Raw genomic sequence first — 24,155 nt, 5'->3', positions numbered from 1 at the left:
ATTTCCTTATTCTATGCAGCCAGGATAGATAGAGCACTGCTTTCCGCCGGGCATGAGAAAAGTGCTGAAGTCTTTTTGGTTTTTACGGCAGAATGCATATTGGTCTTCCATGCCTGTGCCCATGCAACGTTTCCAACCATTAGGAAACCTCAGCCAAGTATTGCCAATTGAAGGCCTTTCCTCATTGGCCAAATTTATCTTCAGTCTCACAGTTTTACCCGGTAGTTGATCTAGGGTGTAAGCCCCTACGGGTCGTCCTTTAGTCACCAAACCTTTATCGTCAATTTTTTTGCAGTCGAGGAGTTTTGTGATGTAACTGTCTGGTCCGATTGTGCGAAACAGCCATTGGCATTGACCATTAATGGTGCTTTCTCCTTTGGTATCGAAAGCTCCTTTATATTGCTCTTCTAGTTTTTCTCGAATAATAACGGCTGTTGTTTCGGTGCTGAAGTCTCCTCGAGTTTTTCCATAAGTGGCATTGATTTCCAGGTCGATTTTATAGATGGCCAGTCTGCAGCCTTTGACTGTGCGGTAAATCGGTATTTCAGATTCTGGTTTGTATGCTGTTCGCCACTCTCTGTTGAAACCGAGGTATGGATTGTCATCAAGGGTGGCCGTACAAGTTTCTCCCTTGGCGGGCGCGTACTTGGCCACTGCGTAATAAGCAAAACTTGGAGGCAGATCAGCCGTAAAAATAAAACTGTCTGACTTGTCAGCAAAACATCCAGTCGTTGACAGTGCGCAGGTCCCCAGGAACAGCGCTTTAATCATTGCTTTCATAAAGGGCCATCGCCTTGCCAAAACTGCACTTCCTGAAAAACTCGCTGGAAATGAGCATCAGGACTTTCACCAGGGCGCGCCTCCCAGCGCTGTGCAAGTGGGTCAGTGGTAGTCTTTAAACGCTGAACGAGCAAAAACTCCAACTGCTCAGACGCCTGCCAACCCCAGGTGTTGGCCTGGGCCAATAGAGTACTGAGCCATAGTTCCGGGTCTTGTTGTTCGGCAATTCGGGCATAGGCTTCAAGATGCCTGGCCAGCAGGTAGCGGTGGGCATTGGCTTCGCGCGTGCTGGCGCGCTGATCGGCCTCCATGGGAAAGTCATTCCAGACAGGGCTTTCAGGAGCTGGATAGTTGCCCGGTGCCGGGTTGCTGAGTGTTTCCCAGTGCTCCCCTTGCCAGTAGCAGACGCTGATCGCGGGTCCTAAATACCCCGCAACCGTTGCAGTGGTTAAGTGCTTCAGGGCGCGGGCCAGCACCCGGTTGTCATGGAAACGATAAATCCCTCGATGGGGCCGGACGCCGAAAATCATGCGGTCGCGCCAATGTTTGACCAGCGCCTGTAGCCCTGCCTCAGGTGCAACACTGGCAAGCCAGCCCCAGTTCCTTTCAGGCGCTTTGAGCAACTCGCTCAAGTGCTTGTCTTCAGGGTTGTCGATAAGAAACAGAAAAGGCCCATTGTCTGCCATATCGGCAGCCGGCGTTTCGCGGTAAATGCTGCAATACAGCTCAGGTGCCCTGTTGTTCAACAGGCCGTTACGGGCGGTGAGTTCGTCCAGTGAGTCCAGAATCAAACATACAGAGCGCCCGAGGTGGCGTTGCTCGGCCATCCATTGTTGCGCCGCAATCTGGGTCATGCTGCGGCTCCTTCAATCAGGCAAACACCTTTTTTGCTGGAGAGGCCCTTTTCAAGGACTTGAGGTTGCAGGCTTTCGATATCCAGATCAGGACGTTCGCTGACCCGTTCCAGGTCAAAACAAGAGGGCGCGTTAAAGGATTTTTGGTGGGCGAAGGAAGGGTGCTTGAAGACGCTTGCGGTCAGGTTGAAACGGGTTTGAGGGCGTGGGTTGAACATCCAGTGTTCCTTTTTCAGTCATATGGCGCGGACCACAGGCACTGAGCAGGCGAACGATTGGCCCGTAGTGCGCGTGGAAAGCTAAAACCGAAAAAGCTAGCAATGTTTAGATGTTAAATATGTAGGACGTATCCTAGTTCTTGCCGGAACTGTCGCTAATTCAGGATGCTGCTTGAGAGGGCGTTGCCAGACTGGTTGCGCTCTGGCGCGCTTGTCCTGGCTGCAGGTGGGACTGTTGTTCACCGTGAAAAAAAACGCGGCAACGCTGTCTCGAGCGGTGCCGCGTTCTCGTACCTGACGTGCCTCACCGGGTCGGGGTCAGGATCGTATCCTTCGCCTGCGCCAGCATCTCTGGATAGTCCAGGGTGTAATGCAGGCCGCGTGATTCTTTACGCGCCATGGCGCTGCAGATCATCAATTCGGCGACTTGTGCCAGGTTGCGCAGTTCGATCAGGTCGCGGCTGACTTTGTAGTTGCTGTAGAACTCGACCGAATGAGGCTAAACCCAAAGGACACAAGGGTTTCAGCCGATGACCATCTCACTCACAGCACCAACTGTTAGACTCCTGCCACAAACCAAGCTCGCCAAACCTTGGCACTATCGGCGATCAGGTATCTATTACCTCAGGGTCAGACCTGTAGGCTCCTTGTGCTCCTGTACGATCTCCCTTCGCTCATCTGATAGGCAGTCCGCAATGTCCACCAGCAAGCTCTTACAGTCCACGCTCAGGGCCTTCCATCTGGACCAGCCTGAGGCAACTTGGGAGGAGCTGAGTGGCCGACTCAAGGAGATTGCTGAGGGTGTGCTCTCAACTCCTACTGAATGGGAACTGTTGGACTCTCAAGCATTGGTCTATGCGGATATGCAGTCAGACCTGAAGGCCATAGGCTCTACAGCAGCACTCACGGCCTCTCAGGCTAAAGCTGTTGGATTGGGTCAGCAGATAATGATTGCAGCTCAGGAGCGACTACAGGGGGACTCCTCTGGCTTACTGGGATTGATAGATAAATTAGATCAGCAGTCAAATATCGATAGCTTTAGTCACTTGCCTGTGTCCCTATCTGTAAGTGCATCCAACAGCCTGACTTTTAAGTCCCTTTCAGCGCTCTACATGGCCGAACAAAAGGACAACGTACAGGCCAGCACCATGCGTGATATTCGGTCTACCTGTACCGTTGTTGGTGATGCTTTGGGTGAGTTGAACCTGAAGACCCACACACGGGGCGATATGGTGGCGCTTAAGGCTAAGCTCCTTGAGGACCGTAAAGGTTCCACTGTGAACAAGATCCTAACCCGACTATCAACGGTCATGGATTGGGCCGTGCATAACGGCTATCTCGACAAGAGTTTCGATAAGGGACTGAAGCTCTCCAAGGACGCTGATAGCTCTCGTGAGGCCTTGTCTCAGGATCAGGTACAGGCTCTGATGGATCACTCGAAGACACTCCAGGTAGATGCATGGCAACGATGGGCATTGTCCCTTGGGGTCATCACAGGGGCTCGTATTGAGGAGCTAAGGCAGTTGACCAAGTCGGACGTTAAGCAGGTCGCTGATGTATGGGTCATCGACATTAATAGGAACGATGGCAAGTCAGCCAAGACCAATAATTCAGTCCGGGTCGTACCGTTGACCGATGGGGCCTATGGGTTTGACCTTCAAGCGTTCCTTACCTTCACCGATAAGGCTGACTCAAAGCTGTTTAAGCTGGGCGTTGGTCAATTCTCAGGGCTGCTCAATGGGGCCCTTAGGGATGTGTTGGATCTGAAGGCTGATCGGACACAGACATTCCACTCGTTACGCCACTCATTGGCTGGTGCCTTGAAGGCCGCTGAGGTCCCTGTGGGAACTGCTGAGTCGATCTTGGGGCACTCGTCGGGGTCGATCAGTTATGACCTTTATGGTGCTGGGAGCGCTGTAGAAGTGGGGCGTATGGCTGAGGCTTTGAAGTCGGCCTTTGGGGTAGCCTGACCCAAGCGGTTTGATGAACAAGAAACCCTCTATGCCCTTATTTAACGTGGTGCATAGAGGGTTTTCTTAGATTATTTCCCTTCGGTATTCGTCCAAACATTAATTTTCCACTTGATCGGGCCAGCTAATAATGTGTGCTGATGGTGGTTCTGTGGTGGGAATTTGTCGCCATGATTGGAGGTCACCTCCTTGTTACATCCTGTACAGCGGTATATGCCTGAAACTGGAACAATTTCGGCTGGGCCAAACTCCTTTCCCCATATTTCATGAGGGTTAGTTATTTTTTGGAAAACTGATTTATCTGTGTAGTAAGCCATGTGGATCTCCTTAGGTGGGCTTGTAATTGAGCACACAAACCCTATAAAGGCAAAGTGCTATTAGTGGGGCTTCATGGGCAACCAATTGGATGTCCTAATCGGGCACCCTGAGCATGGCCTCCTGTTCATCGCTACTCAGGTGGCTCGTGTGGCTGGCTACAATGACTCCTCGGCCACAGTTCACCAAGCAGCACAACGTCCTGACTTCGGGCCAACCCTGAAGCTGTTTCAAGTGACCTCGATAATCCATCAAGGTGTCCTCCCTACTGATGTAAGTGGTCGAGTCTTTAACAGAAACTCTACGCTGTTCACTGAGTCCCAAACCTATCAGATGCTCCTAAGGGGCCACGCTCCGGCCTCTGAGCCATTCCGTAAGTGGGTCACTGAAGAAGTCCTACCGTCCATCCGCAAGACCGGCTCGTATGACTTAGGGGCCAGCAAGACACCCGAGGCCCAACAGATCAGCATGGACTTTGGGGACTTGAGGGCGCTCATTGAGAACATGGCTATTTAACCCTCAAGGGCCTGAATGAAATCTGAGGGTCGGGCAGGGGCTTAGCCTTGCAGAATCCACGTAGGAGCGCTGTGCCAAGAAGGGCTGGACTTAAAAACCCTCACTATTGCCTGTGAGTCGCACTGAAATCTTCGTAACATTCCACCATAAGTCAACCTGTTTAATTAACCCTCACATAAGGAAACACCTCAAGAGAAATCTTTTGGTGCCTCCTGATTGTAGCCATAAGGCTGCGCTATCCGATCTTGCTGTGGTTCTCACGGCTTGGCACTCAAGACTCCTTTTTTAGGGTCAACCTGTAGTCGGAACAGGCATGTATCAAAGTAAGCCAAGTGTGTCTTGGTCACATCTGAGTTTGGGGCTCTCAGGTTGTGCTTTGGTATGTGAATAGGGGGCTTTTATCTTTAGGTTCTTAAAGAGGACCTGAAGTAACTCTCTACAATATCTTCTATTAATCTTTGCTTTAGACTTTAAGTGTCTAAGGAGTAGCTTTGAGTCAAGGCAGGACTTATTGATTTAGACCAGTGATGGTTATTGCTTGAGGTCAGTCTTTAAGTCAGTCTCAGTTGTGGGTCTTGCTTCGCAATGATGACCACTACTATGAGTCCATACCAAGGCTGCTGAGGTTAGCCATTTAATAACCCTCACAGATAGAGTACACACTGCTCACCTTTACGACCAGTCGCATGGTCGATACATCAACAGAGTCTTTCTGATTGTTCCCTGTGCCACTTGCCAGTCCCCTTGTCGTGGGTCTCTGTGCTGGCCTGTGGGAGCGAACTCAGGGAGCAATCAAAAGGAGTAACGACACCATGTTTACCAATGCTCAAGCCGAGTTGTTGCCTATCGTTATTGAAGGGCACACCTTTAAGTCAAACACTGAGGGTCTATGGTCACTTACCGATATTAATAAGCAACTTCCAGAGATGACCAAGCCGCCCGCACAATGGCGCGGACGTGATCGTGACTACTTTGATAACTGTGCAGATTTGCATAGTTTAGATGGCCGGACAGGTGGGACCTATGCAACCGAACGGGCCACCATTGCCTATGCTATGTCGTGCTCCTTGGACTTCTATGTAATAGTTGTTGATGCATTCGTAACCATGCGGAACGATGCCGTTTTGTCTGCGCGTATGGCTGCTATTGCGTTGGTCGAGAAGGATGCACTATTGGCCGACAATATGCCTAAGGCTTCGGCCTTGATGCAGAAGGCGGATGGTCTTGGTATCTCCTGGACTGATGCCTGTCGCGCCGCTAATGTCCTACAGAGCCGCTTAGCTAAAGATGTTCTTCTGGCTGCCGGTGTTTTACGTAAGGTGTTTGACCATAACAAAGGGGATGATGTTATTGAACCATCCCAAAAGCGTATCCAAGAGGGTTTGTTCAAGCGCGCCAAAGGACTCCATGGGAATCTTGAAGGCTGGCGGGTGACTGCCAAGGGTGTGAATTGGCTGGCTGAAAGATCCTCAAAGATCAATGAGGGGGTCCGTGAGCTGACTGCCAAGAAACGTCTTGCTAAAAGGACTCCTGCTCAGGTCTCCAATGACTTTATTAATGAGATTCAAAGGGCTGCCTATGCTCGTAAACAGGTGAGTAATGCTTAAGCCCATTAGTCACACTGAGACCATCTTGATGGACTCCTACAAGAATATGCGTAGAGAAGCTCATAATGCCATCAGGGCTGTTGATCGTAATGCGGGAGCCTATTGCATACCCAGGCCCTCAGAGTCCGCTAAGAGACTTTGGGTCGAACATCAGTTAGCAAGGGTGGGCTGTAAGTACGGTGACTAATCACTGTCGGGTCAACCAGTAGTGCCTATAATAACAATAAGTGTCACCTAAAGTTCTTAAAGTCCCGCGCATGGGGCTATCGCAATATAAATCCAGAGATGCCATTGGAAGTGAATCAGTAGGGAGAGACGTTTGGTCTCCGCCTTTCTGGTCGTCTACTTCCTTATGCGCCTGATTCCCTTCCAATGTCAGGAGACATTCAAATCATGCATATCATTATCACTAATGTAACCCCTAAGTCTGTTGAGTTGTTCGGTCAAGTTATTACCCGTTCCTTTGCTGAGTCCATCATGTTGCCCTTGTTGGTCTCTCAGGCCAGTAAGGATCGCGTTAAGGTCACTAAGGTAGCTGAGGCTTTCGATGATGCGGGCTTGTCCCTTAGTGCTGTCCCTGAGGCCTCACGGTTCCTCTTTGAGCAACGCCAAGAACAGTCCCGTATCGAACAGGAGCGCCAAGTGTTGGCTCAGTCTGCCGCTGATCGTGTCCATATGCCGACTCAACGTGAACAAGCTGAGAAGCGCCTTGAGCGTGAGCGTAAGTTTGCTCAAGCCAGAGCCCACGGTGAAGCTATCCGTGCTAATTCCGGCAATGGTGTGGACTGGTAACAAGGCATATATCAAACAGCCCTTCATAACAGAGGGGCAACTCAATACAACTTTAGGAGAACTACATGAAACCTTTTGAGAACAAGAAACCAGATTCGTTTACCACTGCTATTACTTCGGATGAGTACGATCAGGTTAATGGTGGTCAGATCCAATTCAATGCGGGTCCTATCCGTAAAGACTCCCTGGCTGCTGCTGATACTTCTGTTTACATCGAGGCACTGAGTGAGGCTCTTGATGAGCATTTGAACTCTGAAGACTGGCGCAAGTTGGCTATGGAGGCCAGCCCTTGTGAGTTTCGTCCTTATGGCTCCAATGCTACTGGTCAACAGATTGCCTTGTTGGCTGATCAATCAGTGACTTTTGATCCTCGTGAGAACTGGGACAATCAGGTGGTCGATAAGGCCCCTGTGCTGGCCGGTGAGTTCATCTTCACTGAGGCCGCTGAGAAGGCCATTCTGATCAGCCATCGAGTCACCATGCTGGACCACACCCTTCAGGCAGGCTTCACCGAAGGCTCCATGATGCAGACAGGTGAAAAGCTCCTGTTGGACATTGAGCTTCATGCGGCTGGTCAGATTGCTAAGACCCTTGTGGGTGCGCCTTCAGTGGACACCTCGTATGTAGGTGCCCTGACAGGCAAAGCAGTGGAGAAGGCAGAAGACCTTTTAGACCTGCTTTCAGAACACGTTAACCCTGCTGTGGGTGTCGATGTTGCTGACTTCATTGTTCTGATCCCATCAGCCATGTCCCCCATGCTCAACCGTGCCGCTCAACGTGCTGGCCTTGAGAGTGCTTCAGACCTCTTGGGCACCCACGTTCAGGCCTACTCAGGCACTGACTATGGTGTCTACCTGTTGCCGAAGTCGTTCACCTCCGTGAGCTACCGTGGTGGTCGTAATGGCAACATCTGGAATGTTGAGGCTACCCGTAATGCTGCTAAGCAGGGTTGGGACCTTGAGATCCGTTGTGTCTTTGACTTGCTGGCTAACGCTATGGTCAAGGTCAAGCTGGACTCTGATGGCCTTCAGACCGAGATGGTGCCCTTCAAGATGATCAAGCGACTGGTATTCACAGCAGCTCCCTAATAAAGAAGGGGAGGTTGGTCAGATCATTCAATAACAAATAGCACCACAGTAACGATTCACTTTAGGGATGCCTTCGGGTCTCCCTTATTTTTATGTAATGGTATAACGGTTCAATTAAAGGAGGCCATATGACGATCACCTTACAGGACGCCTATTGGGTCTTCTGTGGTGTGTCGTTAGTGGTGCGCCTGATGATTGCCGTGTGGGTTCTCTAAGAACTCTTTTGGGGAAAAATGGGAATAATTTGTGTGCCCATCTCAACGTAAGAGCAAACCCAAAGTCCCCCGTGGGCCCTCCCGCGCCTGAGCCTTAACGCGCGCACGCAAGGGGTCTTTATCGTGCCTGTACGCGCCACTGTAAGCAGACCCAAGATGGGTAGGGGATAGGCTGCAAGATGACTCAAGAGGGCCCTGAAAGTGTTAGAAGACTGTTAAAAGCCATGCTAACCTCAGGGCTCCTAACGTGCCTCATCTGGTCGGGGTAAGGATCGTATCCTTCGCCTCTGGCAGCATCTCTGGATAGTCCAGCGTGTAGTGCAGACCCCGAGATTCCTTGCGTTCCATGGCAGACCTGATCATCAGTTCAGCTACCTGAGCAAGGTTCCTCAATTCAATCAGGTCGCGGCTGACTTTATAGTTGCTGTAGAACTCGTCAATTTCGTCCAGCAGCAGGCGCACCCGGTGTTGGGCGCGCTGCAGGCGCTTGTTGGTGCGCACGATGCCTACGTAGTCCCACATGAAGCGCCGCAGTTCATCCCAGTTGTGGGCGATGATCACATCTTCGTCAGAGTCGGTAACCTGGCTTGCATCCCAGCTTGGCAGGGCTGCGGGCGCAGCGATTTCAGGGAGTTGGGCGAGAATGTCGGCCGCCGCTGACTTGGCGTATACAAAGCACTCCAGCAGTGAATTACTGGCCATTCGGTTGGCGCCGTGCAGACCGGTGAAACTGGTTTCGCCAATGGCGTACAAGCCTGGTACGTCCGTGTGGCCATGTTCGTCGACCATCACTCCGCCGCAGGTGTAATGCGCCGCAGGCACCACCGGGATGGCCTGTTTGGTGATGTCGATGCCGAATGTCAGGCAGCGCTCATAGACAGTCGGGAAGTGGGCCTTGATAAATGCTTCGGGCTCATGGCTGATGTCCAGGTACACGCAGTCGATGCCCAGGCGCTTCATTTCATGGTCGATGGCGCGTGCGACGACATCCCGCGGAGCCAGTTCACCCCGGGAGTCGAAGCGCTGCATGAACCGCTCGCCGTTGGGCAGCTTCAAGTGTGCGCCTTCGCCTCGCAGCGCTTCGGTGATCAGAAAGCTTTTGGCCTGCGGGTGATACAGGCAGGTAGGGTGGAACTGGTTGAACTCCAGGTTTGCAACGCGGCACCCCGAGCGCCAGGCCATGGCGATTCCGTCACCGCAGGCGCCGTCCGGGTTGCTGGTGTACAGATACACCTTGGCCGCACCACCCGTGGCCAGAATCGTGAAGCGCGAGCCAAAGGTGTCGACCTCGCCCGTGGCGCGATCCAGTACATAGGCCCCCAGGCAGCGGTCGCCTTCCAGGCCCAGTCGACGCTCGGTAATCAGATCAACGGCGACGCGCTGTTCGAGCAGTTCGATATTGGGTCGCTGGCGCGCCTGTTCGAGCAACGTCTTGAAAATGGCGGCACCCGTGGCATCCGCCGCATGGATGATGCGCCGGTGGCTGTGGCCGCCTTCACGGGTGAGGTGAAACTCAAAGCCGGGCTGCTCGGGGTCGACGGTGTCATCACGGGTGAAGGGGACGCCTTGATCGATCAGCCACTGGATGGCTTCGCGGCTGTGCTCGACGGTAAAGCGCACAGCGTCTTCATGACATAACCCGCCGCCAGCATTGAGGGTGTCTTCGACGTGAGACTGCACCGTGTCGGTGTCATCCAGTACTGCGGCTACGCCGCCCTGTGCCCAGAACGTCGAACCATTGGCCAGATCGCCTTTGCTGAGGACCGCAATACGCATATGGCTGGGTAGCGTGAGCGCAAGGCTCAAGCCGGCAGCGCCGCTGCCAATCACCAGCACATCATGTTGAAAATGTTGGCTCATTCTTCTGACATCCGCAAAAAAGCGCCCACTAGTATATAGAGGGGGGGATCGGCACAATGGCCGGGCCTTTATGGCATTGTGAAATTACAGCGGGCGCAAAGTGTGCCTCAGACTCGATGGGTCTGCATGTTGATTTGCACAAAAAATCTGCAAGGGGGATCAGGGCTGGGGGTAACGCCAGGTCTGTTGCGCTGGTGTGGTGCCATCGGTGGCGTACGAAGATATTGAACTTTTCGTACGGTCCGGGGTTCCATTAAGGGCTGCCCTTGATGCAGGGGTACGGCGTCCAGATTGATGCGGGGTCTGTGTTTCGACCTGACAGCGGAATGTGACGACAAGATTATTGACGCAGCCGGCCAGGCCCGAGCTGCGTTTTCGTGTGTGCCAAATCCGAGCACGCAGGAAACTTGCCAGGGGGGAGAGAACTTTTGTGTAAAGCCCGAGTCTATGTTTGCAAGCCTGATCATTTAGCAAAGCAATCTTCCTCCCGGTCTTATGAGGAGTATTCATGCTAGCCCAGGAAGAGGATCAGCAGCTGGTCGAGCGCGTACAGCGTGGCGATAAGCGCGCATTCGATCTGCTCGTGTTGAAGTATCAGCACAAAATTCTCGGGTTGATCGTGCGTTTTGTGCACGACACCCATGAAGCCCAGGACGTAGCCCAGGAAGCCTTTATCAAGGCTTACCGGGCACTCGGTAATTTTCGCGGTGACAGCGCCTTTTATACATGGCTGTATCGCATCGCCATCAATACGGCGAAAAATTACCTGGTGTCACGGGGGCGACGTCCGCCGGATAGTGATGTGAGCTCGGAAGATGCCGAGTTTTACGATGGTGATCATGGTCTCAAGGATCTCGAGTCGCCGGAGCGCGCTTTGCTCCGTGACGAGATCGAAAGCACCGTTCATCGCACTATTCAGTTACTGCCAGAAGATTTGCGTACGGCGTTAACTTTACGTGAATTTGATGGTCTGAGTTATGAGGACATTGCGAGCGTCATGCAGTGTCCGGTGGGTACCGTGCGCTCCCGGATTTTCCGCGCTCGGGAAGCCATTGATAAAGCCCTGCAGCCGTTGTTGCAGGAAAACTGAGACAGCGGCGACAGCCAAGAGAGGAACCGCCATGAGTCGTGAAGCCCTGCAGGAATCGCTGTCCGCAGTGATGGATAACGAAGCGGACGAACTGGAACTACGTCGGGTATTGAATGCCTTTGACGACACACAAACCCGTGACACCTGGTCCCGTTATCAGGTGGCCCGTGCTGTGATGCACAAGGACCTGTTGATTCCGCGCCTGGACATCGCATCTGCCGTTTCGGCCGCGCTGGCCGAAGAGCAAACCCCGGTCAAGGTCGTACGTGGCCCGTGGCGCAGCATTGGTCGTCTGGCCGTAGCCGCTTCGGTTACCGTTGCTGTTCTGGCGGGTGTAAGGCTGTACAACCAGGATGACATCGTCGGTAATCAGCTGGCTCAGCAGAATGCTGTGCAGAGCCTGAGTGCACCGATGGCGAAAGGCCCGGCGGTACTGGCCAATTACAGCGAAAGCTCCGACAAGGCTACAGGCCCCATGGCCAACGGTGTTCTGCAAGGCCAGCCAGGTTGGCAGGATCAGCGCTTGCCAGGCTACCTGCGTCAGCACGCACAGCAAGCCGCGTTGAAAGGGGCTGAAAGCCCGCTGCCGTATGCTCGTGCCGCGAGCCTTGAAAACCGTTAAGGACCAATATGCGCGTCCTACCTTTGCTACCTCTTCTGCTGAGTGGCTGGTTTGCAGTACCGGCCCACGCCGATGAAGCCCAGGACTGGCTCAAACGTCTTGGGCAGGCCGAGCAACAGCACAGCTATCAAGGCACTTTCGTTTACGAGCGTAACGGTAGTTTTTCTACCCATAGCATCTGGCACCGTGTGCAGGATGGGAAAGTTCGCGAACGTTTGATGCAGTTGGATGGCTCTGCTCAAGAGGTCATTCGTACGGATGGGCGCACTGAATGTGTCACTGGCAAGTTGGCCTCGGCGTTGGGAGATGTCACTGCCGTCCCGGCAAGACAGTTCGATGCCCAGAAGCTCAATGACTGGTACTCCGTCACAAAGCAGGGTGACTCCAGGGTTGCAGGTCGACCGGTGGTGGTGATCTCACTCGCCCCTCGCGACCAGCACCGTTATGGGTTTGAGTTGTACCTGGATCGTGAAACCGGTTTGCCTCTCAAGTCGTTGTTGCTTAATGACAAGGGCCAGTTGCTTGAGCGTTACCAGTTTACAACCCTGGTGACGACGCCCCCTGATGACAACCAGCTGACGCCTGCAGGAAAATGCCGCCCGGTTACGGTGGCTGATACTGCAGCACCTGTCGCTGACACGGCTCATGTCTGGCACTCCGACTGGCTGCCGCCCGGTTTCGAGCAGGTCAGCAGCACAGTGCATCGTGATCCCCGGACCAAGTCTGAAGTCACCAGTCTTTTGTATGACGATGGCTTGACGCGCTTCTCTGTGTTTCTCGAACCTTTGCAGGGCGCTGCCGTTCCCGATGCCCGTGTCCAACTGGGGCCTACAGCTGCGGTTACTCGGCACCTGAGTACTCCCGAGGGAGACATGATGGCCACTGTGGTCGGTGAAATTCCTTTGGGGACCGCAGAGCGTATTGCGCTCTCGATGCGTGTCGGTAAAGACGATACGCAGGCCAAACCATAGGGTTGCTCCGACATGGCGGGTGACACATTTTGATTTGCCATTTTATTGTCTTTTTATGAAGGTCAGGGCCCTAGCGGGCTCTGGCCTTGTTTGTTTTCCGGGGCCTAAAAAACGGTCTATGCTTTGATCTTGTTTTTTGGTGCCTGTCGCTTAACTCTGCAGTTACTAACGGGAGCTGTATGTCGATGCCTCGATTGAAATCGTATTTACCTATTTTTGCAGCCGTGCTGATGCTCGGGCAGGCAGTGCCAGTCATGGCAGAAGCGCAGTTACCTGACTTCACCCAATTGGTCGAGCAAGCCTCGCCAGCGGTAGTGAATATCAGCACCACGCAAAAGCTGCCGGAGCGCCGGGTCTCAAGCATGGGGCAAATGCCAGACCTGGAAGGCTTGCCGCCAGGCCTGCGTGACTTCTTTGAACGCAGCATGCCGCCAAGTGGCAAAGGTGGTCGCCAGCGCGAAGCCCAGTCCCTTGGGTCGGGCTTCATCATCTCGCCGGATGGCTTCATCCTGACCAACAACCACGTGGTGGCGGACGCCGATGAAATCATCGTGCGCTTGTCTGATCGCAGTGAAATGAAAGCCAAGCTGGTGGGGACGGATCCACGTTCCGACGTTGCGTTGCTGAAAATCGAAGGCAAAAACCTGCCTGTCTTGAAGCTGGGCAAGTCCCAGGATCTGAAGGCGGGTCAGTGGGTGGTTGCCATCGGTTCACCGTTCGGGTTTGACCATACCGTGACCCAAGGCATTATCAGCGCCATCGGTCGCAGCCTTCCGAATGAAAGCTACGTACCGTTCATCCAGACAGACGTGCCGATCAACCCGGGCAACTCGGGTGGTCCGCTGTTCAACCTCGCGGGCGAAGTGGTGGGTATAAACTCGCAAATCTACACCCGCTCCGGTGGCTTCATGGGCGTGTCCTTCGCAATCCCTATCGATGTGGCGATGGACGTTGCCAACCAGCTCAAGGCTGGCGGCAAGGTTAGCCGTGGCTGGTTGGGCGTGGTGATTCAAGAGGTCAACAAGGACCTGGCCGAGTCCTTCGGTCTGGAAAAACCTGCCGGTGCACTGGTAGCCCAGGTACTGGATAACGGTCCGGCTGCCAAAGGCGGTCTGCAAGTCGGCGACGTGATTCTGAGCATGAATGGTCAGCCGATCGTCATGTCGGCAGATTTGCCGCATCTGGTTGGCGCACTCAAGGCCGGCAGCAAGGCAACGCTTGAAGTGATTCGTGACGGCAAGCGCAAAAACCTGGACCTGACTGTCGGTGCCATCCCCGATGACGCGAAAGACATTGCTTCGGGCACCGGTGCCGAGCAAAGCAGCAACCGTCTGGGTGTGTCTGTGGCGGACCTGAGTGAAGAGCAGAAGAAAGCCAACGACATCAAGGGCGGTGTGATCATCACTGACGTTCAGGACGGTCCTGCTGCCTTGATCGGCCTGCAACCAGGCGACGTGATTACTCATCTGAACAATCAGGCGATTACCAACGGCAAGGAGTTCACTGAAATTGCCAAGGCATTGCCGAAGAATCGTTCAGTGTCGATGCGGGTTCTGCGCCAGGGTCGCGCCAGCTTCATTACCTTCAAGCTGGCGGAGTAAGTCTCTGTAGTCGCTGCCGAAGGCTGCGATGGGTTGCGTAGCAACCCTTGCTTGAAGATCCTTCGGATCTTCAAGCAGCCCGCTCCTACAGAGTCATGAGATGCAACGCAGTAACAAAAAAGCCCGTATCGAGAGATACGGGCTTTTTTTATTTCTTTGGCTTGGGGATCCGTACCAACTGAGTGTTGGAATACATGTCATGCCAGGTGCGGTTTTGCTTGTCGAATACCGACCAGATGAACCCCAGCCCCAGACACAGCCATGAGCCGATAGAGACGATAAAGCGTAGCAAGGCCTGCCACAGGCTGATGGCCGTGCCGTCCGCGTTCTGTACGCGTATGCCCCAGACCTGCATGCCCAGGGTTTGCCCGGAGTGAGTCCAGAACTTGGCAAAAAAACCGAACAGGACAAAGAACAGGATGGTTGAGAGCAGAGGGTCGCCATCCAGAGCGCCGGCTTCTGACAGCGCCCTCATTTTGGCTTCGCCGATAAAGCTCATCATGATCAGCTTGTAGATAAAGGTGGTGACGATCAGCAAGGCGGTACACAGCAGAAAGTCATAAAACATGGCTGCCAGGCGGCGCCCCAGGCCAACGGCGGGAAAATCGCCTTGGGGTCTAAGTGGTTGTTTCGACATGGCAGGGTCTCGTGAAGGAAAAACGCCATCTTACGGAATTACAGCCATAAAAAAGCCTCTGATGTCACCATCAGAGGCTTTTGTGTACGAGATCAGCCTTCGGCTTGAACTTCGTCAGCCTGCAGGCCTTTTTGGCCTTGAACCGAGATGAAGGTCACTTTCTGGCCTTCTTTCAGGCTTTTGAAGCCGTTGCCCTGAATGGCACGGAAGTGCACGAACAGGTCCGGACCGCTTTCCGGGGTGATAAAGCCAAATCCTTTCTCGTCGTTAAACCACTTGACGGTACCGCTCTGACGTTGGGACATTTCTTAATTCCTTGACGCTAACAATTAATGACAGCCTCTTTCACATGAAAGAGTACTGGTGCTGGGTTGCAGGAAAGTAAGAGACGCAGAACGGGTGTAGCAAACTTAGAGCTACTGCCCAGGTCACGATTCCAGCGACCCATGCAAACACAGTGGGCAAACTCTACGAAACTGGAATTGAAAAAACAAGCCCCTCGAATAACCCCGTAAACCGGGTTATTAACATAGGCGATGAAGTTATAAGTGAAGGTTAATCATAGGCGGGTTCAATTGTTTTCGTGTTTAAAACAGTGTGTTCGCTATCGAAAGTTAAAGGCGGTTTTAGCAGTTGCATGCCCTGAAAGTATCAGGACATGCAACGCGCTAGAGTGAGGGCTTAACCTCTGTAATAACGTTGCGCGACAAACGGCATTTTCGACACTTTCATCGGTACGCGTTTGCCTCGCACGATCGCCCAGACTTCAGTGTCCACTGGCGTGAACGCGATATCCAGATAACCCATTGCCAGAGGCGAGCCCAGGGTCGGGCCAAAGCCGCCGCTGCAAACGGTGCCAATCACCGTGCCGTCGGCATCGACAATTTCAGCGCCTTCACGCACCGGTGTACGTTCTTGTGGCAACAAGCCCACGCGCTTGCGCGCAACACCGTTCTGCTGCTGGGCGAAGATGGTTTCGGCGCCCGGGAAGCCACCGGCACGAGGGCCGTCTGCACGGCGGGCCTTGGAGATGGCCCAGAGCAGGCTGGCTTCAATCGGCGTGGTGGTGTCGTTCATGTCGTGGCCGTACAGGCACAGGCCCGCTTCCAGACGCAGGGAGTCCCGAGCGCCCAGGCCGATTGCCTGCACTTCTGGCTCAGCCAGCAGGCGACGAGCCAGCTCTTCGGCGCGATCAGCAGGGACTGAGATCTCAAAGCCGTCTTCGCCGGTATAACCCGAGCGGCTGACGTAGCAGTCAGCGCCCAGTAACGTCACCGGGGCAAATTGCATGAAGGTCATTTTTGCCACTTCCGGTGCCAGGCGTTGCAGCACGTTGACGGCTGCCGGGCCTTGCAGGGCGAGGAGGGCGCGCTCTTCAAACAGCGGCTGGATCTGGCAGTGGGCGCTCAAGTGCTTGCGCAGATGGGCCAGGTCCTGATCCTTGCAGGCGGCGTTAACCACCAGGAACAGCTCGTCATTACCCAGGTTGGCAACCATCAGGTCATCGAGGATGCCGCCCTGTTCGTTGGTGAACATGGCATAGCGCTGCATGCCTGCTGGCAGATCGATGATATCGACCGGTACCAGGGCTTCCAGTGCCCTGGCTGCATCAGCGCCGGTCAGGCGAATCTGGCCCATGTGGGAGACATCAAACAACCCGGCTTGTTCACGGGTGTGCTGGTGCTCTTTCATCACGCCGAGCGGGTACTGCACGGGCATGTCGTAGCCGGCAAATGGCACCATGCGGGCGCCGAGTTCAAGGTGCAGTGCGTGCAGCGGGGTTTTAAGCAGTTGTTCGGTGGACATTCCAGACTCCTTGAAAATCAGCACTCAATAATGTTTACAGCCAGACCGCCGCGAGCGGTCTCCTTGTATTTGCTTTTCATGTCGGCGCCGGTCTGGCGCATGGTGCGGATAACTTTGTCCAGGGACACAAAGTGCTGGCCGTCGCCACGCAGGGCCATGCGTACGGCGTTGATCGCCTTGACCGAACCCATCGCGTTGCGCTCGATACACGGCACTTGCACCAGGCCGCCAATCGGGTCGCAGGTCAGGCCGAGGTTGTGCTCCATGCCGATTTCAGCTGCGTTCTCGACTTGCTGCACGGTGCCGCCCAACACTTCACACAGCGCGCCTGCAGCCATTGAGCAGGCCACGCCGACCTCGCCCTGACAGCCGACTTCGGCGCCCGAGATCGAGGCGTTCTCCTTGTACAAAATGCCGATGGCGGCGGCAGTCAGCAGAAAGCGCACCACCCCGTCTTCGTTGGCTCCGCCGATAAAGCGCATGTAGTAATGCAACACGGCAGGAATGATCCCGGCCGCGCCGTTGGTGGGGGCGGTGACCACGCGTCCGCCATTGGCGTTTTCTTCATTGACGGCCAGTGCGTACAGGTTGACCCAGTCCAGTACCGACAGCGCATCGCGCAAGGCGGCCTCGGGGTTGCTGCACAGTTGACGGTGCAGTGCAGCGGCCCGTCGCTTGACCTTCAGCCCACCGGGCAAAATGCCTTCGTTGCGGCAACCCGCACTCACGCAGTCCTGCATCACTTGCCAGATATTCAGCAAGCCGGCGCGGGTCTCGGCCTCGGGGCGCCAGGCGCTTTCGTTGGCCATCATCACTTCACTGATCGACAGGTCATGAGTGACGCAATGGCGCAATAAATCCTTGGCGGTCTTGAAGGGGTATTGCAGCGGGGTGCTGTCTTCGACGATACGGTCAGCGCCCGCGGCGCCTTCATCCACCACAAAGCCGCCACCGACCGAGTAATACTCGCGGCTGCGGATCTGGATGCCGGCGGCATCCAGCGCCCTGAAAATCATGCCGTTGGGATGGTAGGGCAGGGGTTTGCGAATCATCGCCAAGTGGGATTTTTCGTTGAAATCGATGGGGTGTTCGCCCAGCAGGTTCAAGCGCCCGCTGTTGCGAATGGCAGCCAGACGTTCGGCCACGGTATCGGTGTTGACGGTGTCCGGGTGCTCGCCTTCAAGCCCCAGCAACACGGCCTTGTCGCTGCCGTGTCCTTTGCCGGTGGCGCCAAGGGAGCCGTAGAGTTCAACTTTTACGCAGGCGGTGTGTTGCAACAGCTCATCACGGCGCAGACCTTCGACAAAACGCGCAGCTGCGCGCATGGGGCCGACGGTATGGGAACTGGAAGGGCCGATGCCAATCTTGAACAGGTCGAACACGCTTAACGACATAGGGTTCTCCGGTTTCTTATAGGTTTATTGGCAAAAAATAACCTGTAGTCGCTGCCGCAGGCTGCGAAGGGTTGCGAAGCAACCCGTTTTTTTGAAAACCCTGCGGTCCCCAACGCAGCCGCGGCAGCGACTACAAGTCTTGCTTACGCCTCCTGATAGCTCTCGATCGACGGGCATGCGCACACCAGGTTGCGGTCGCCGAACACGTTGTCGACCCGCCCGACCGGTGGCCAGTACTTGCCTTCGATCAGGGATGCAACCGGGTACACCGCTTGCTCGCGGCTGTAAGGGTGGGTCCATTCACCGACTATTTCAGCCGCGGTGTGGGGCGCGTTTTTCAGCGGGTTATCTTCCTTGTCCAGACCGCCGCTTTCGACTTCGCGAATTTCTTCGCGGATGCAGATCATGGCGTTACAGAAGCGGTCCAGCTCTTCCTTGGACTCGCTTTCGGTCGGCTCGATCATCAGCGTGCCCGCGACCGGGAACGACATGGTCGGAGCGTGGAAGCCGAAATCGATCAGGCGCTTGGCCACGTCGTCGACGCTGATCCCGCTGGTTTCCTTGAGCGGGCGCAGATCCAGGATGCACTCGTGTGCAACCAGGCCGTTGCTGCCCGAGTACAGCACCGGGTAATGCTCTTCAAGGCGGCGGGCGATGTAGTTGGCGTTGAGGATGGCCAGTTGCGAAGCACGCTTGAGGCCTTCGCCGCCCATCATGCTGATGTACATCCAGGTGATCGGCAGAATGCTGGCGCTGCCGAACGGTGCTGCGCAGACCGCGCCTTCCTTGCGCTCCATTGCCGCGTGACCCGGCAGGAACGGCGTAAGGTGGGACTTGACGCCAATCGGGCCAACGCCCGGGCCGCCACCGCCGTGGGGAATGCAGAATGTCTTGTGCAGGTTGAGGTGGGACACGTCGCCGCCGAACTTGCCCGGTGCGCACAGGCCCACCATCGCGTTCATGTTGGCGCCGTCGATGTACACCTGGCCGCCATTGTCATGAATGATGCCGCAGATTTCGCGGATGCCTTCTTCGAAAACACCGTGGGTCGACGGGTAGGTGATCATCAGCGCGGCGAGGTGATCGCGGTGCTCCAGGGCCTTGGCGCGCAGGTCTTCAATGTCCACGTTGCCGCGAGCGTCACAGGTAGTGACCACCACGCGCATGCCGGCCATGTTGGCGGTTGCCGGGTTGGTGCCGTGGGCCGAGGACGGGATCAGGCAGATATCACGGCGCTCATCGCCACGGCTCTGGTGGTAGGCACGAATGGCCAGCAGACCGGCGTACTCGCCCTGGGAACCGGCGTTCGGTTGCAGGGAGATGGCGTCGTAGCCGGTGGCCGCGCAGAGCATGGCTTCCAGTTCGGTAGTCAGTTGCAGGTAGCCCTGGCTTTGCTCGGCAGGCGCAAACGGGTGCAGGTTGCCGAACTCGGCCCAGGTGACCGGGATCATTTCGCTGGCAGCGTTGAGCTTCATGGTGCACGAGCCCAGCGGAATCATGGTGCGATCCAGCGCCAGATCCTTGTCGGCCAGCTTGCGCAGGTAACGCATCAGCTCGGTTTCGGAGTGGTAACGGTTGAATACCGGGTGGCTGAGGATCGGCGACTGGCGCAGCAAGGCCTCTGGCAGGGTGCCAGTGACGGTATTTGCCAGATCGTCAAAGTCAGGCAGGGCCTGGCCATCAGCGGCGAACAGGGCCCACAGGGCAACCACATCGGACTCGCTGCTGGTTTCATCCAGCGACAGGCCCAGATGCTGGTCGTCGATCACACGCAGGTTAATGCCCTGTGCGTGAGCCCTGTCGTGCAGGGCTGCGGTGTTGTCGCCGGTGTTGAGGGTCAGGGTGTCGAAGAAATGTGTTTGCTCGACGGCCAGCCCCAGCGCACTCAGGCCCTGGGCCAGAATCGCGGTCAACTGGTGAATGCGCTGCGCGATCTGGATCAGGCCCTTGGGACCGTGGTACACGGCGTACATGCTGGCGATGTTGGCCAGCAGCACCTGGGCGGTGCAGATGTTGCTCGTGGCCTTCTCGCGACGGATGTGTTGCTCGCGGGTTTGCATGGCCAGACGCAGTGCCGGTTTGCCGTGACGGTCAACCGAAACACCGACCAGACGCCCCGGCATGTCGCGCTTGTACGCGTCACGGGTGGCGAAGTAGGCGGCATGGGGACCACCGAAACCCAGTGGCACGCCAAAGCGTTGGGCGCTGCCGATGGCCACGTCCGCGCCGAACTCGCCCGGAGGTGTGAGCAGGGTCAGGGCCAGCAGGTCGGCGGCAACCGCCACCAGTGCGTTGGCGGTATGGAAGCGCTCAACCAGTTCGCGGTAATCAAACACGTCGCCGTTGCTGGCCGGGTATTGCAGCAGGGCACCGAAGTAGGCCGTCACGTCAGTCAGTTCGCGCTCGTCGGCGACCACAACCTCAATGCCCAGCGGCTCGGCACGGGTACGCAGCACGTCAAGGGTTTGCGGGTGGCAGTGGCTGGAAGCAAAGAAGCGGTGGCTGGTTTTGTTCTTGCTCAGGCGTTTGCAGAAGGTCATCGCTTCGGCAGCGGCGGTGGCTTCGTCGAGCAGCGAAGCGTTGGCAATCGGCAGGCCGCTGAGGTCGCTGATCAGGGTCTGGAAGTTAAGCAGGGCTTCGAGACGACCTTGGGAGATTTCAGGCTGATACGGCGTGTAGGCGGTGTACCAGGCCGGGTTTTCCAGCAGGTTGCGCAAGATCGGAGAAGGGGTGTGGCAGTTGTAATAGCCTTGACCGATATAGGTTTTGCACACTGTGTTCTTGGCGGCGATGGCCTTGATCGAAGCCAGTGCGTCGGCTTCGCTCAGACCGGCCGGCAGGTCGAGCACGCTGGTGCCCTTGATGCTTTCCGGGATTACGCTGGCGCTGAGGCCTTCAAGGGAATCAAAGCCGAGGGTGGCGAGCATCGCCTGCTCATCGGCCTGGCGCGGGCCGATGTGGCGCGCGATAAATTCATTGTCAGTGCTGAGATTAAGGGTCATGGCAGGCTTCTCAGTTGTCGTCTTGGGCTTTGATCAGGCGGTCGTAGGCGTCCTGATCGAGCAGTTGGCCTACAGCGTCGGCGTCGGCGGGCTTGAAGCGGAAGAACCAGCCCTGACCCAGCGGGTCTTCGTTGACCAGTTCCGGGCTGCTGTCCAGTGCCGGGTTGACTTCGAGCACTTCACCGTCCAGAGGCATGTACACGCCACTGGCCGCCTTGACCGACTCAACGGTGGCGGCTTCTGCGCCCTTGTCGTAGGACTGCAACTCAGGCAATTGCACAAATACCACATCACCCAGAGCGTTTTGCGCAAACGCGGTAATCCCAACAGTTACGCTGCCATCGGCTTCGGCGCGCAGCCATTCGTGGTCTTCAGTAAAACGCAATTCGCTCATGGAAACTCCTCAGGGCCAGACATGTCTGGTGGTCACAGGTAAATGCTCGTGCAGCTCGAGCTTATGGAGGAGTTCACTGCAAGATGGTTGCCAGTTTGAAAATATCGTTATTTATCAATGGCTTGTGTGCTGGTTGAAGGGCGCTGGCAGATAGCTGTGTAGCGAAATCGATACAGTCTATGGGGTATGGAAAAATCCAAGAGGATCAAAGCCTTGCGCAGTATGGGTGCAGAGGGTATGTATCGAATTCGTTCCGCTGGAGTGAATTCGATACAAGTCTCTGGGCTTTTCTGTGGGAGCTGGCTTGCCTGCGATGCTTCGGCGAGGTATTTCAGGCTTGCCGCGCTTATGCCATCGCGAGCAAGCCCGCTCCCACAAGGGGGTGAGCCTCAGGCTTTGCCCGGGATGCCGTACTTGCGCAATCGGTGGGCAATGGCGGTATGACTGGTCTGCAGGCGACTAGCCAGTTGGCGCGTCGAGGGGTAGCTGACGTAGAGCTTTTCCAGGAGTGCCTTTTCGAAGGTTTCAACGGCGTGTTCCAGGGTTTCAACCTCGCCGTCGCTTTGGCGTGCAACCGATGTGCCGGCAATGTCCAGATCGCCAATGTCGACCAGGGTGCTTTCGCAAATGGCGGCAGCGCGAAAGATCACGTTCTGCAACTGGCGCACGTTGCCGGGCCAGCGGTTGCCCAGCAGGGCCGGGTAGGTCCCGGGCGCCAGGCGGCACACCGGACGCTGGATCTGGGTGCAGGCCTGCTGCATGAAGGCGCGGGCCAGCAGCAAAATGTCCTGGCCGCGCTCGCGCAGGGGCGGCACTTCGATGTTGAGTACGTTCAAGCGGTAGAACAGGTCTTCACGAAACGTGCCCTCGTTGACCATTTTTTCGAGGTTGCGGTGAGTGGCGCTGAGGATGCGCACATTGACCTTGACCTCGCGCTCGCCGCCCACTCGCCGGAAGCTGCCGTCATTGAGAAAACGCAGCAGCTTGGCTTGCAGGTAGGGCGACATCTCAGCGATTTCGTCGAGAAAAACCGTGCCGTTGTTGGCCAGTTCCATCAGTCCCGGTTTGCCGCCGCGCTGTGCGCCGGTGAAGGCCCCGGGGGCATAGCCGAACAGTTCGCTTTCGGCCAGGTTTTCCGGAAGTGCGGCGCAGTTGAGGGCCAGAAACGGCGCGCCAAAGCGGTCGCTGATGGCATGGCAGGCACGGGCGACCAGTTCCTTGCCGGTGCCGGTTTCACCCTGGATCAACAAGGGCGCGTCCAGGGCCGCCACACGCTGCGCCCGGGCTTTGAGCGTGCGAATGGCGGGTGAGTCGCCCAGCAGGGCATCAAAGCCTTCAGCGTGATCGTGGTGCAGCGCAGCCAGGCGTTCGCCGATACGGCTTGGTTGGTAAAGGGTCAGCAGGGCGCCTGCATCGGTTATCGGGGTGGCATCGAGCATCAACGGATGGCCATTGAGCGTGACTTCGCGCAATGGCAGGCGAAAGCCGTTTTCCAGCAACACAGCCAGCAGTCCGGGGTCGCTGAACAGCTCGCCGATACTTTCGCCGGTCGGCTCTCGGCCATACAAGGCCACCAGTGCCGGGTTGGCCAGCAGCACATGGCCCTCGCTGTCCAGCGCCAATACCGGATCGGTCATGGCGGCGAGCAGGGCATCGAGTTGCAGGTGGCGGCGCTGGCCGGGAAGGATATCGACCACGGTCACGGTCTGCACACCCCTGACCCCGAACAGCGCTTCTCGCAGTTCGTCGAGTACTTGCGGGCTCAGGGTCGGGGCGTCGATATACACGTTGGGCGGGACCATCTCCACCGCATCCAGATTGAGGTTACGCCCGCCCAGCAACGCCAGGACTTCCTGGGTGATGCCGACACGGTCGATGAAACTGACATGGATACGCATGGGAACGGCAAACACTTCTGGCCAGCAGGGATGGCCAGTATGCCTTGGTGGGGGAGATAGGTGAAATTCCGTGGGAGCGGGCTTGCCCGCGATGGCACCAGCGCGAGCAAGCCCGCTCCCACAAAAGCGCAGCCACCATCAAGTGGCTGAATTACTCCAGATGTTCTGGTTTGATCGGATCACCCGGCTTGTGGTTGAGCTGGGCCAGGACGTCGGAAAACATCTTGTCGTAGTAACCGTGCATCGCGCGGATGTCAGCGGTTTTGGGAATGCCGTGCTTGACGGCAATCCGGAAAGCATCATGGGCAAAGTTGTAGGCCATGTCCTTGGGCAGCGTGAACGACTCTTTGAAGTCCTTCTTGTTGATCTGGCCATGCATGTCGAACTGCATCGACTTGCCTTCCTTGGGATCCTGAACGACCTGGTAATCAATCTTGATGTCATACCCAAAGTCGCCCGGTTGCAGCGGCTCGCGATGAATATGCAGGTGACCGGGTTCGAACGAGGCCATAGGGTTACTCCTTG

The 24,155-nt window shown here is 56.0% G+C and carries 22 protein-coding genes and 1 pseudogene; 9 read left to right on the top strand and 14 right to left on the bottom strand.

Annotated elements, in window-relative coordinates:
• Positions 1–6: 6 nt before the first annotated feature.
• The 4 genes and pseudogenes from VSQ83_RS18235 to VSQ83_RS18220 form a co-directional block, all read right to left on the bottom strand.
• The gene (locus tag VSQ83_RS18235) at positions 7–780 is read right to left on the bottom strand and encodes a hypothetical protein (RefSeq protein WP_219262919.1); all 774 of its coding nucleotides are present in this window, start codon (positions 778–780) and stop codon (positions 7–9) included.
• The gene (locus tag VSQ83_RS18230; protein WP_219262918.1) at positions 777–1,634 is read right to left on the bottom strand and encodes a DUF4123 domain-containing protein; all 858 of its coding nucleotides are present in this window, start codon (positions 1,632–1,634) and stop codon (positions 777–779) included. The genes VSQ83_RS18235 and VSQ83_RS18230 overlap by 4 nt, the downstream gene beginning before the upstream one ends.
• Positions 1,631–1,852 (bottom strand): hypothetical protein, encoded by a 222-nt coding sequence (locus VSQ83_RS18225; protein ID WP_133077677.1) that lies wholly within the window; start codon positions 1,850–1,852, stop codon positions 1,631–1,633. Before VSQ83_RS18225 ends, VSQ83_RS18230 begins: the two co-directional genes overlap by 4 nt.
• 304 nt (positions 1,853–2,156) lie before the next feature.
• A pseudogene (locus tag VSQ83_RS18220) lies at positions 2,157–2,339 on the bottom strand (L-aspartate oxidase); the annotation flags it as partial.
• Positions 2,340–2,382: 43 nt separating this feature from the next.
• Between VSQ83_RS18220 and VSQ83_RS18215 the strand changes: the two are divergent.
• The gene (locus VSQ83_RS18215) at positions 2,383–3,822 is read left to right on the top strand and encodes a tyrosine-type recombinase/integrase (RefSeq protein WP_442800237.1); all 1,440 of its coding nucleotides are present in this window, start codon (positions 2,383–2,385) and stop codon (positions 3,820–3,822) included.
• Between the two features lie 71 nt (positions 3,823–3,893).
• Here the strand turns inward: VSQ83_RS18215 and VSQ83_RS18210 are convergent, their stop codons facing one another.
• Positions 3,894–4,139, bottom strand: a complete 246-nt coding sequence (locus tag VSQ83_RS18210) for a protein L (RefSeq protein WP_078467895.1) — start codon at positions 4,137–4,139, stop codon at positions 3,894–3,896.
• Between the two features lie 73 nt (positions 4,140–4,212).
• Between VSQ83_RS18210 and VSQ83_RS26815 the strand changes: the two genes are divergently transcribed.
• From VSQ83_RS26815 to VSQ83_RS18195, 4 genes are all read left to right on the top strand, one after another.
• Positions 4,213–4,653 (top strand): BRO-N domain-containing protein, encoded by a 441-nt coding sequence (locus tag VSQ83_RS26815; protein ID WP_442800236.1) that lies wholly within the window; start codon positions 4,213–4,215, stop codon positions 4,651–4,653.
• A gap of 812 nt (positions 4,654–5,465) precedes the next feature.
• Positions 5,466–6,260, top strand: a complete 795-nt coding sequence (locus VSQ83_RS18205) for a hypothetical protein (protein WP_326427295.1) — start codon at positions 5,466–5,468, stop codon at positions 6,258–6,260.
• Between the two features lie 393 nt (positions 6,261–6,653).
• Positions 6,654–7,052: a hypothetical protein gene (locus VSQ83_RS18200; RefSeq protein WP_326427294.1), complete on the top strand. Its 399-nt coding sequence runs from the start codon at positions 6,654–6,656 to the stop codon at positions 7,050–7,052.
• Positions 7,053–7,117: 65 nt separating this feature from the next.
• Entirely contained in the window at positions 7,118–8,140 is a 1,023-nt protein-coding gene (locus VSQ83_RS18195; RefSeq protein WP_326427293.1) for a hypothetical protein, read from the top strand.
• 467 nt (positions 8,141–8,607) lie between these two features.
• On the opposite strand, the gene nadB is transcribed toward VSQ83_RS18195, so the two are convergent.
• Entirely contained in the window at positions 8,608–10,215 is a 1,608-nt protein-coding gene (gene nadB / locus VSQ83_RS18190) for an L-aspartate oxidase (protein WP_326427292.1), read from the bottom strand.
• Positions 10,216–10,723: 508 nt separating this feature from the next.
• Here nadB and rpoE point away from each other — a divergent pair.
• The 4 genes from rpoE (at position 10,724) to VSQ83_RS18170 (ending at position 14,499) form a co-directional block, all read left to right on the top strand.
• Entirely contained in the window at positions 10,724–11,305 is a 582-nt protein-coding gene (gene rpoE, locus VSQ83_RS18185; RefSeq protein ID WP_048359852.1) for an RNA polymerase sigma factor RpoE, read from the top strand.
• Between the two features lie 31 nt (positions 11,306–11,336).
• Complete coding sequence (locus VSQ83_RS18180; protein WP_133077675.1) at positions 11,337–11,927, top strand: sigma-E factor negative regulatory protein; 591 nt, start codon at positions 11,337–11,339, stop codon at positions 11,925–11,927.
• A gap of 8 nt (positions 11,928–11,935) precedes the next feature.
• Complete coding sequence (locus VSQ83_RS18175; RefSeq protein WP_219262917.1) at positions 11,936–12,898, top strand: MucB/RseB C-terminal domain-containing protein; 963 nt, start codon at positions 11,936–11,938, stop codon at positions 12,896–12,898.
• Positions 12,899–13,077: 179 nt separating this feature from the next.
• On the top strand, positions 13,078–14,499 hold the full coding sequence (locus VSQ83_RS18170) for a DegQ family serine endoprotease (RefSeq protein ID WP_219262916.1): 1,422 nt from the start codon (positions 13,078–13,080) through the stop codon (positions 14,497–14,499).
• A gap of 148 nt (positions 14,500–14,647) precedes the next feature.
• Here VSQ83_RS18170 and VSQ83_RS18165 read toward each other — a convergent pair whose 3' ends face one another.
• The 8 genes from VSQ83_RS18165 to VSQ83_RS18130 form a co-directional block, all read right to left on the bottom strand.
• The gene (locus VSQ83_RS18165; protein ID WP_133077672.1) at positions 14,648–15,136 is read right to left on the bottom strand and encodes an RDD family protein; all 489 of its coding nucleotides are present in this window, start codon (positions 15,134–15,136) and stop codon (positions 14,648–14,650) included.
• 92 nt (positions 15,137–15,228) lie between these two features.
• Positions 15,229–15,441: a cold-shock protein gene (locus VSQ83_RS18160; protein WP_019822293.1), complete on the bottom strand. Its 213-nt coding sequence runs from the start codon at positions 15,439–15,441 to the stop codon at positions 15,229–15,231.
• A gap of 376 nt (positions 15,442–15,817) precedes the next feature.
• Positions 15,818–16,942: a glycine cleavage system aminomethyltransferase GcvT gene (gcvT, locus tag VSQ83_RS18155; protein ID WP_326397470.1), complete on the bottom strand. Its 1,125-nt coding sequence runs from the start codon at positions 16,940–16,942 to the stop codon at positions 15,818–15,820.
• A 17-nt stretch (positions 16,943–16,959) separates the two neighbouring features.
• Positions 16,960–18,336, bottom strand: coding sequence for an L-serine ammonia-lyase (locus tag VSQ83_RS18150; RefSeq protein ID WP_133077670.1), 1,377 nt, complete (start codon positions 18,334–18,336; stop codon positions 16,960–16,962).
• Between the two features lie 143 nt (positions 18,337–18,479).
• Complete coding sequence (gene gcvP / locus VSQ83_RS18145; RefSeq protein ID WP_326427291.1) at positions 18,480–21,338, bottom strand: aminomethyl-transferring glycine dehydrogenase; 2,859 nt, start codon at positions 21,336–21,338, stop codon at positions 18,480–18,482.
• Positions 21,339–21,348: 10 nt separating this feature from the next.
• Complete coding sequence (gene gcvH / locus VSQ83_RS18140) at positions 21,349–21,732, bottom strand: glycine cleavage system protein GcvH (protein WP_133077668.1); 384 nt, start codon at positions 21,730–21,732, stop codon at positions 21,349–21,351.
• Between the two features lie 389 nt (positions 21,733–22,121).
• Positions 22,122–23,630 carry a sigma-54-dependent transcriptional regulator gene (locus VSQ83_RS18135; protein WP_219262913.1) on the bottom strand — a complete coding sequence of 503 codons (1,509 nt, stop codon included), beginning with the start codon at positions 23,628–23,630 and terminating at the stop codon, positions 22,122–22,124.
• A 151-nt stretch (positions 23,631–23,781) separates the two neighbouring features.
• Complete coding sequence (locus VSQ83_RS18130; RefSeq protein WP_133077254.1) at positions 23,782–24,141, bottom strand: DUF5064 family protein; 360 nt, start codon at positions 24,139–24,141, stop codon at positions 23,782–23,784.
• Positions 24,142–24,155: the final 14 nt, after the last annotated feature.

It is taken from the genome of Pseudomonas sp. DSV-1 (genome assembly GCF_035830915.1).
Classification (GTDB): domain Bacteria; phylum Pseudomonadota; class Gammaproteobacteria; order Pseudomonadales; family Pseudomonadaceae; genus Aquipseudomonas.
Note: the sequence above shows the minus strand (reverse complement) of the source record. Positions and strands in the feature narration are given on the sequence as shown.

Coding starts and splice junctions, on each gene's coding strand:
- VSQ83_RS18235 (WP_219262919.1), bottom strand. CDS start 780: ATGAAAGCAATGATTAAAGCGCTGTTCCTGGGGACCTGCGCACTGTCA.
- VSQ83_RS18230 (WP_219262918.1), bottom strand. CDS start 1,634: ATGACCCAGATTGCGGCGCAACAATGGATGGCCGAGCAACGCCACCTC.
- VSQ83_RS18225 (WP_133077677.1), bottom strand. CDS start 1,852: ATGTTCAACCCACGCCCTCAAACCCGTTTCAACCTGACCGCAAGCGTC.
- VSQ83_RS18215 (WP_442800237.1), top strand. CDS start 2,383: ATGACCATCTCACTCACAGCACCAACTGTTAGACTCCTGCCACAAACC.
- VSQ83_RS18210 (WP_078467895.1), bottom strand. CDS start 4,139: ATGGCTTACTACACAGATAAATCAGTTTTCCAAAAAATAACTAACCCT.
- VSQ83_RS26815 (WP_442800236.1), top strand. CDS start 4,213: ATGGGCAACCAATTGGATGTCCTAATCGGGCACCCTGAGCATGGCCTC.
- VSQ83_RS18205 (WP_326427295.1), top strand. CDS start 5,466: ATGTTTACCAATGCTCAAGCCGAGTTGTTGCCTATCGTTATTGAAGGG.
- VSQ83_RS18200 (WP_326427294.1), top strand. CDS start 6,654: ATGCATATCATTATCACTAATGTAACCCCTAAGTCTGTTGAGTTGTTC.
- VSQ83_RS18195 (WP_326427293.1), top strand. CDS start 7,118: ATGAAACCTTTTGAGAACAAGAAACCAGATTCGTTTACCACTGCTATT.
- nadB (WP_326427292.1), bottom strand. CDS start 10,215: ATGAGCCAACATTTTCAACATGATGTGCTGGTGATTGGCAGCGGCGCT.
- rpoE (WP_048359852.1), top strand. CDS start 10,724: ATGCTAGCCCAGGAAGAGGATCAGCAGCTGGTCGAGCGCGTACAGCGT.
- VSQ83_RS18180 (WP_133077675.1), top strand. CDS start 11,337: ATGAGTCGTGAAGCCCTGCAGGAATCGCTGTCCGCAGTGATGGATAAC.
- VSQ83_RS18175 (WP_219262917.1), top strand. CDS start 11,936: ATGCGCGTCCTACCTTTGCTACCTCTTCTGCTGAGTGGCTGGTTTGCA.
- VSQ83_RS18170 (WP_219262916.1), top strand. CDS start 13,078: ATGTCGATGCCTCGATTGAAATCGTATTTACCTATTTTTGCAGCCGTG.
- VSQ83_RS18165 (WP_133077672.1), bottom strand. CDS start 15,136: ATGTCGAAACAACCACTTAGACCCCAAGGCGATTTTCCCGCCGTTGGC.
- VSQ83_RS18160 (WP_019822293.1), bottom strand. CDS start 15,441: ATGTCCCAACGTCAGAGCGGTACCGTCAAGTGGTTTAACGACGAGAAA.
- gcvT (WP_326397470.1), bottom strand. CDS start 16,942: ATGTCCACCGAACAACTGCTTAAAACCCCGCTGCACGCACTGCACCTT.
- VSQ83_RS18150 (WP_133077670.1), bottom strand. CDS start 18,336: ATGTCGTTAAGCGTGTTCGACCTGTTCAAGATTGGCATCGGCCCTTCC.
- gcvP (WP_326427291.1), bottom strand. CDS start 21,338: ATGACCCTTAATCTCAGCACTGACAATGAATTTATCGCGCGCCACATC.
- gcvH (WP_133077668.1), bottom strand. CDS start 21,732: ATGAGCGAATTGCGTTTTACTGAAGACCACGAATGGCTGCGCGCCGAA.
- VSQ83_RS18135 (WP_219262913.1), bottom strand. CDS start 23,630: ATGCGTATCCATGTCAGTTTCATCGACCGTGTCGGCATCACCCAGGAA.
- VSQ83_RS18130 (WP_133077254.1), bottom strand. CDS start 24,141: ATGGCCTCGTTCGAACCCGGTCACCTGCATATTCATCGCGAGCCGCTG.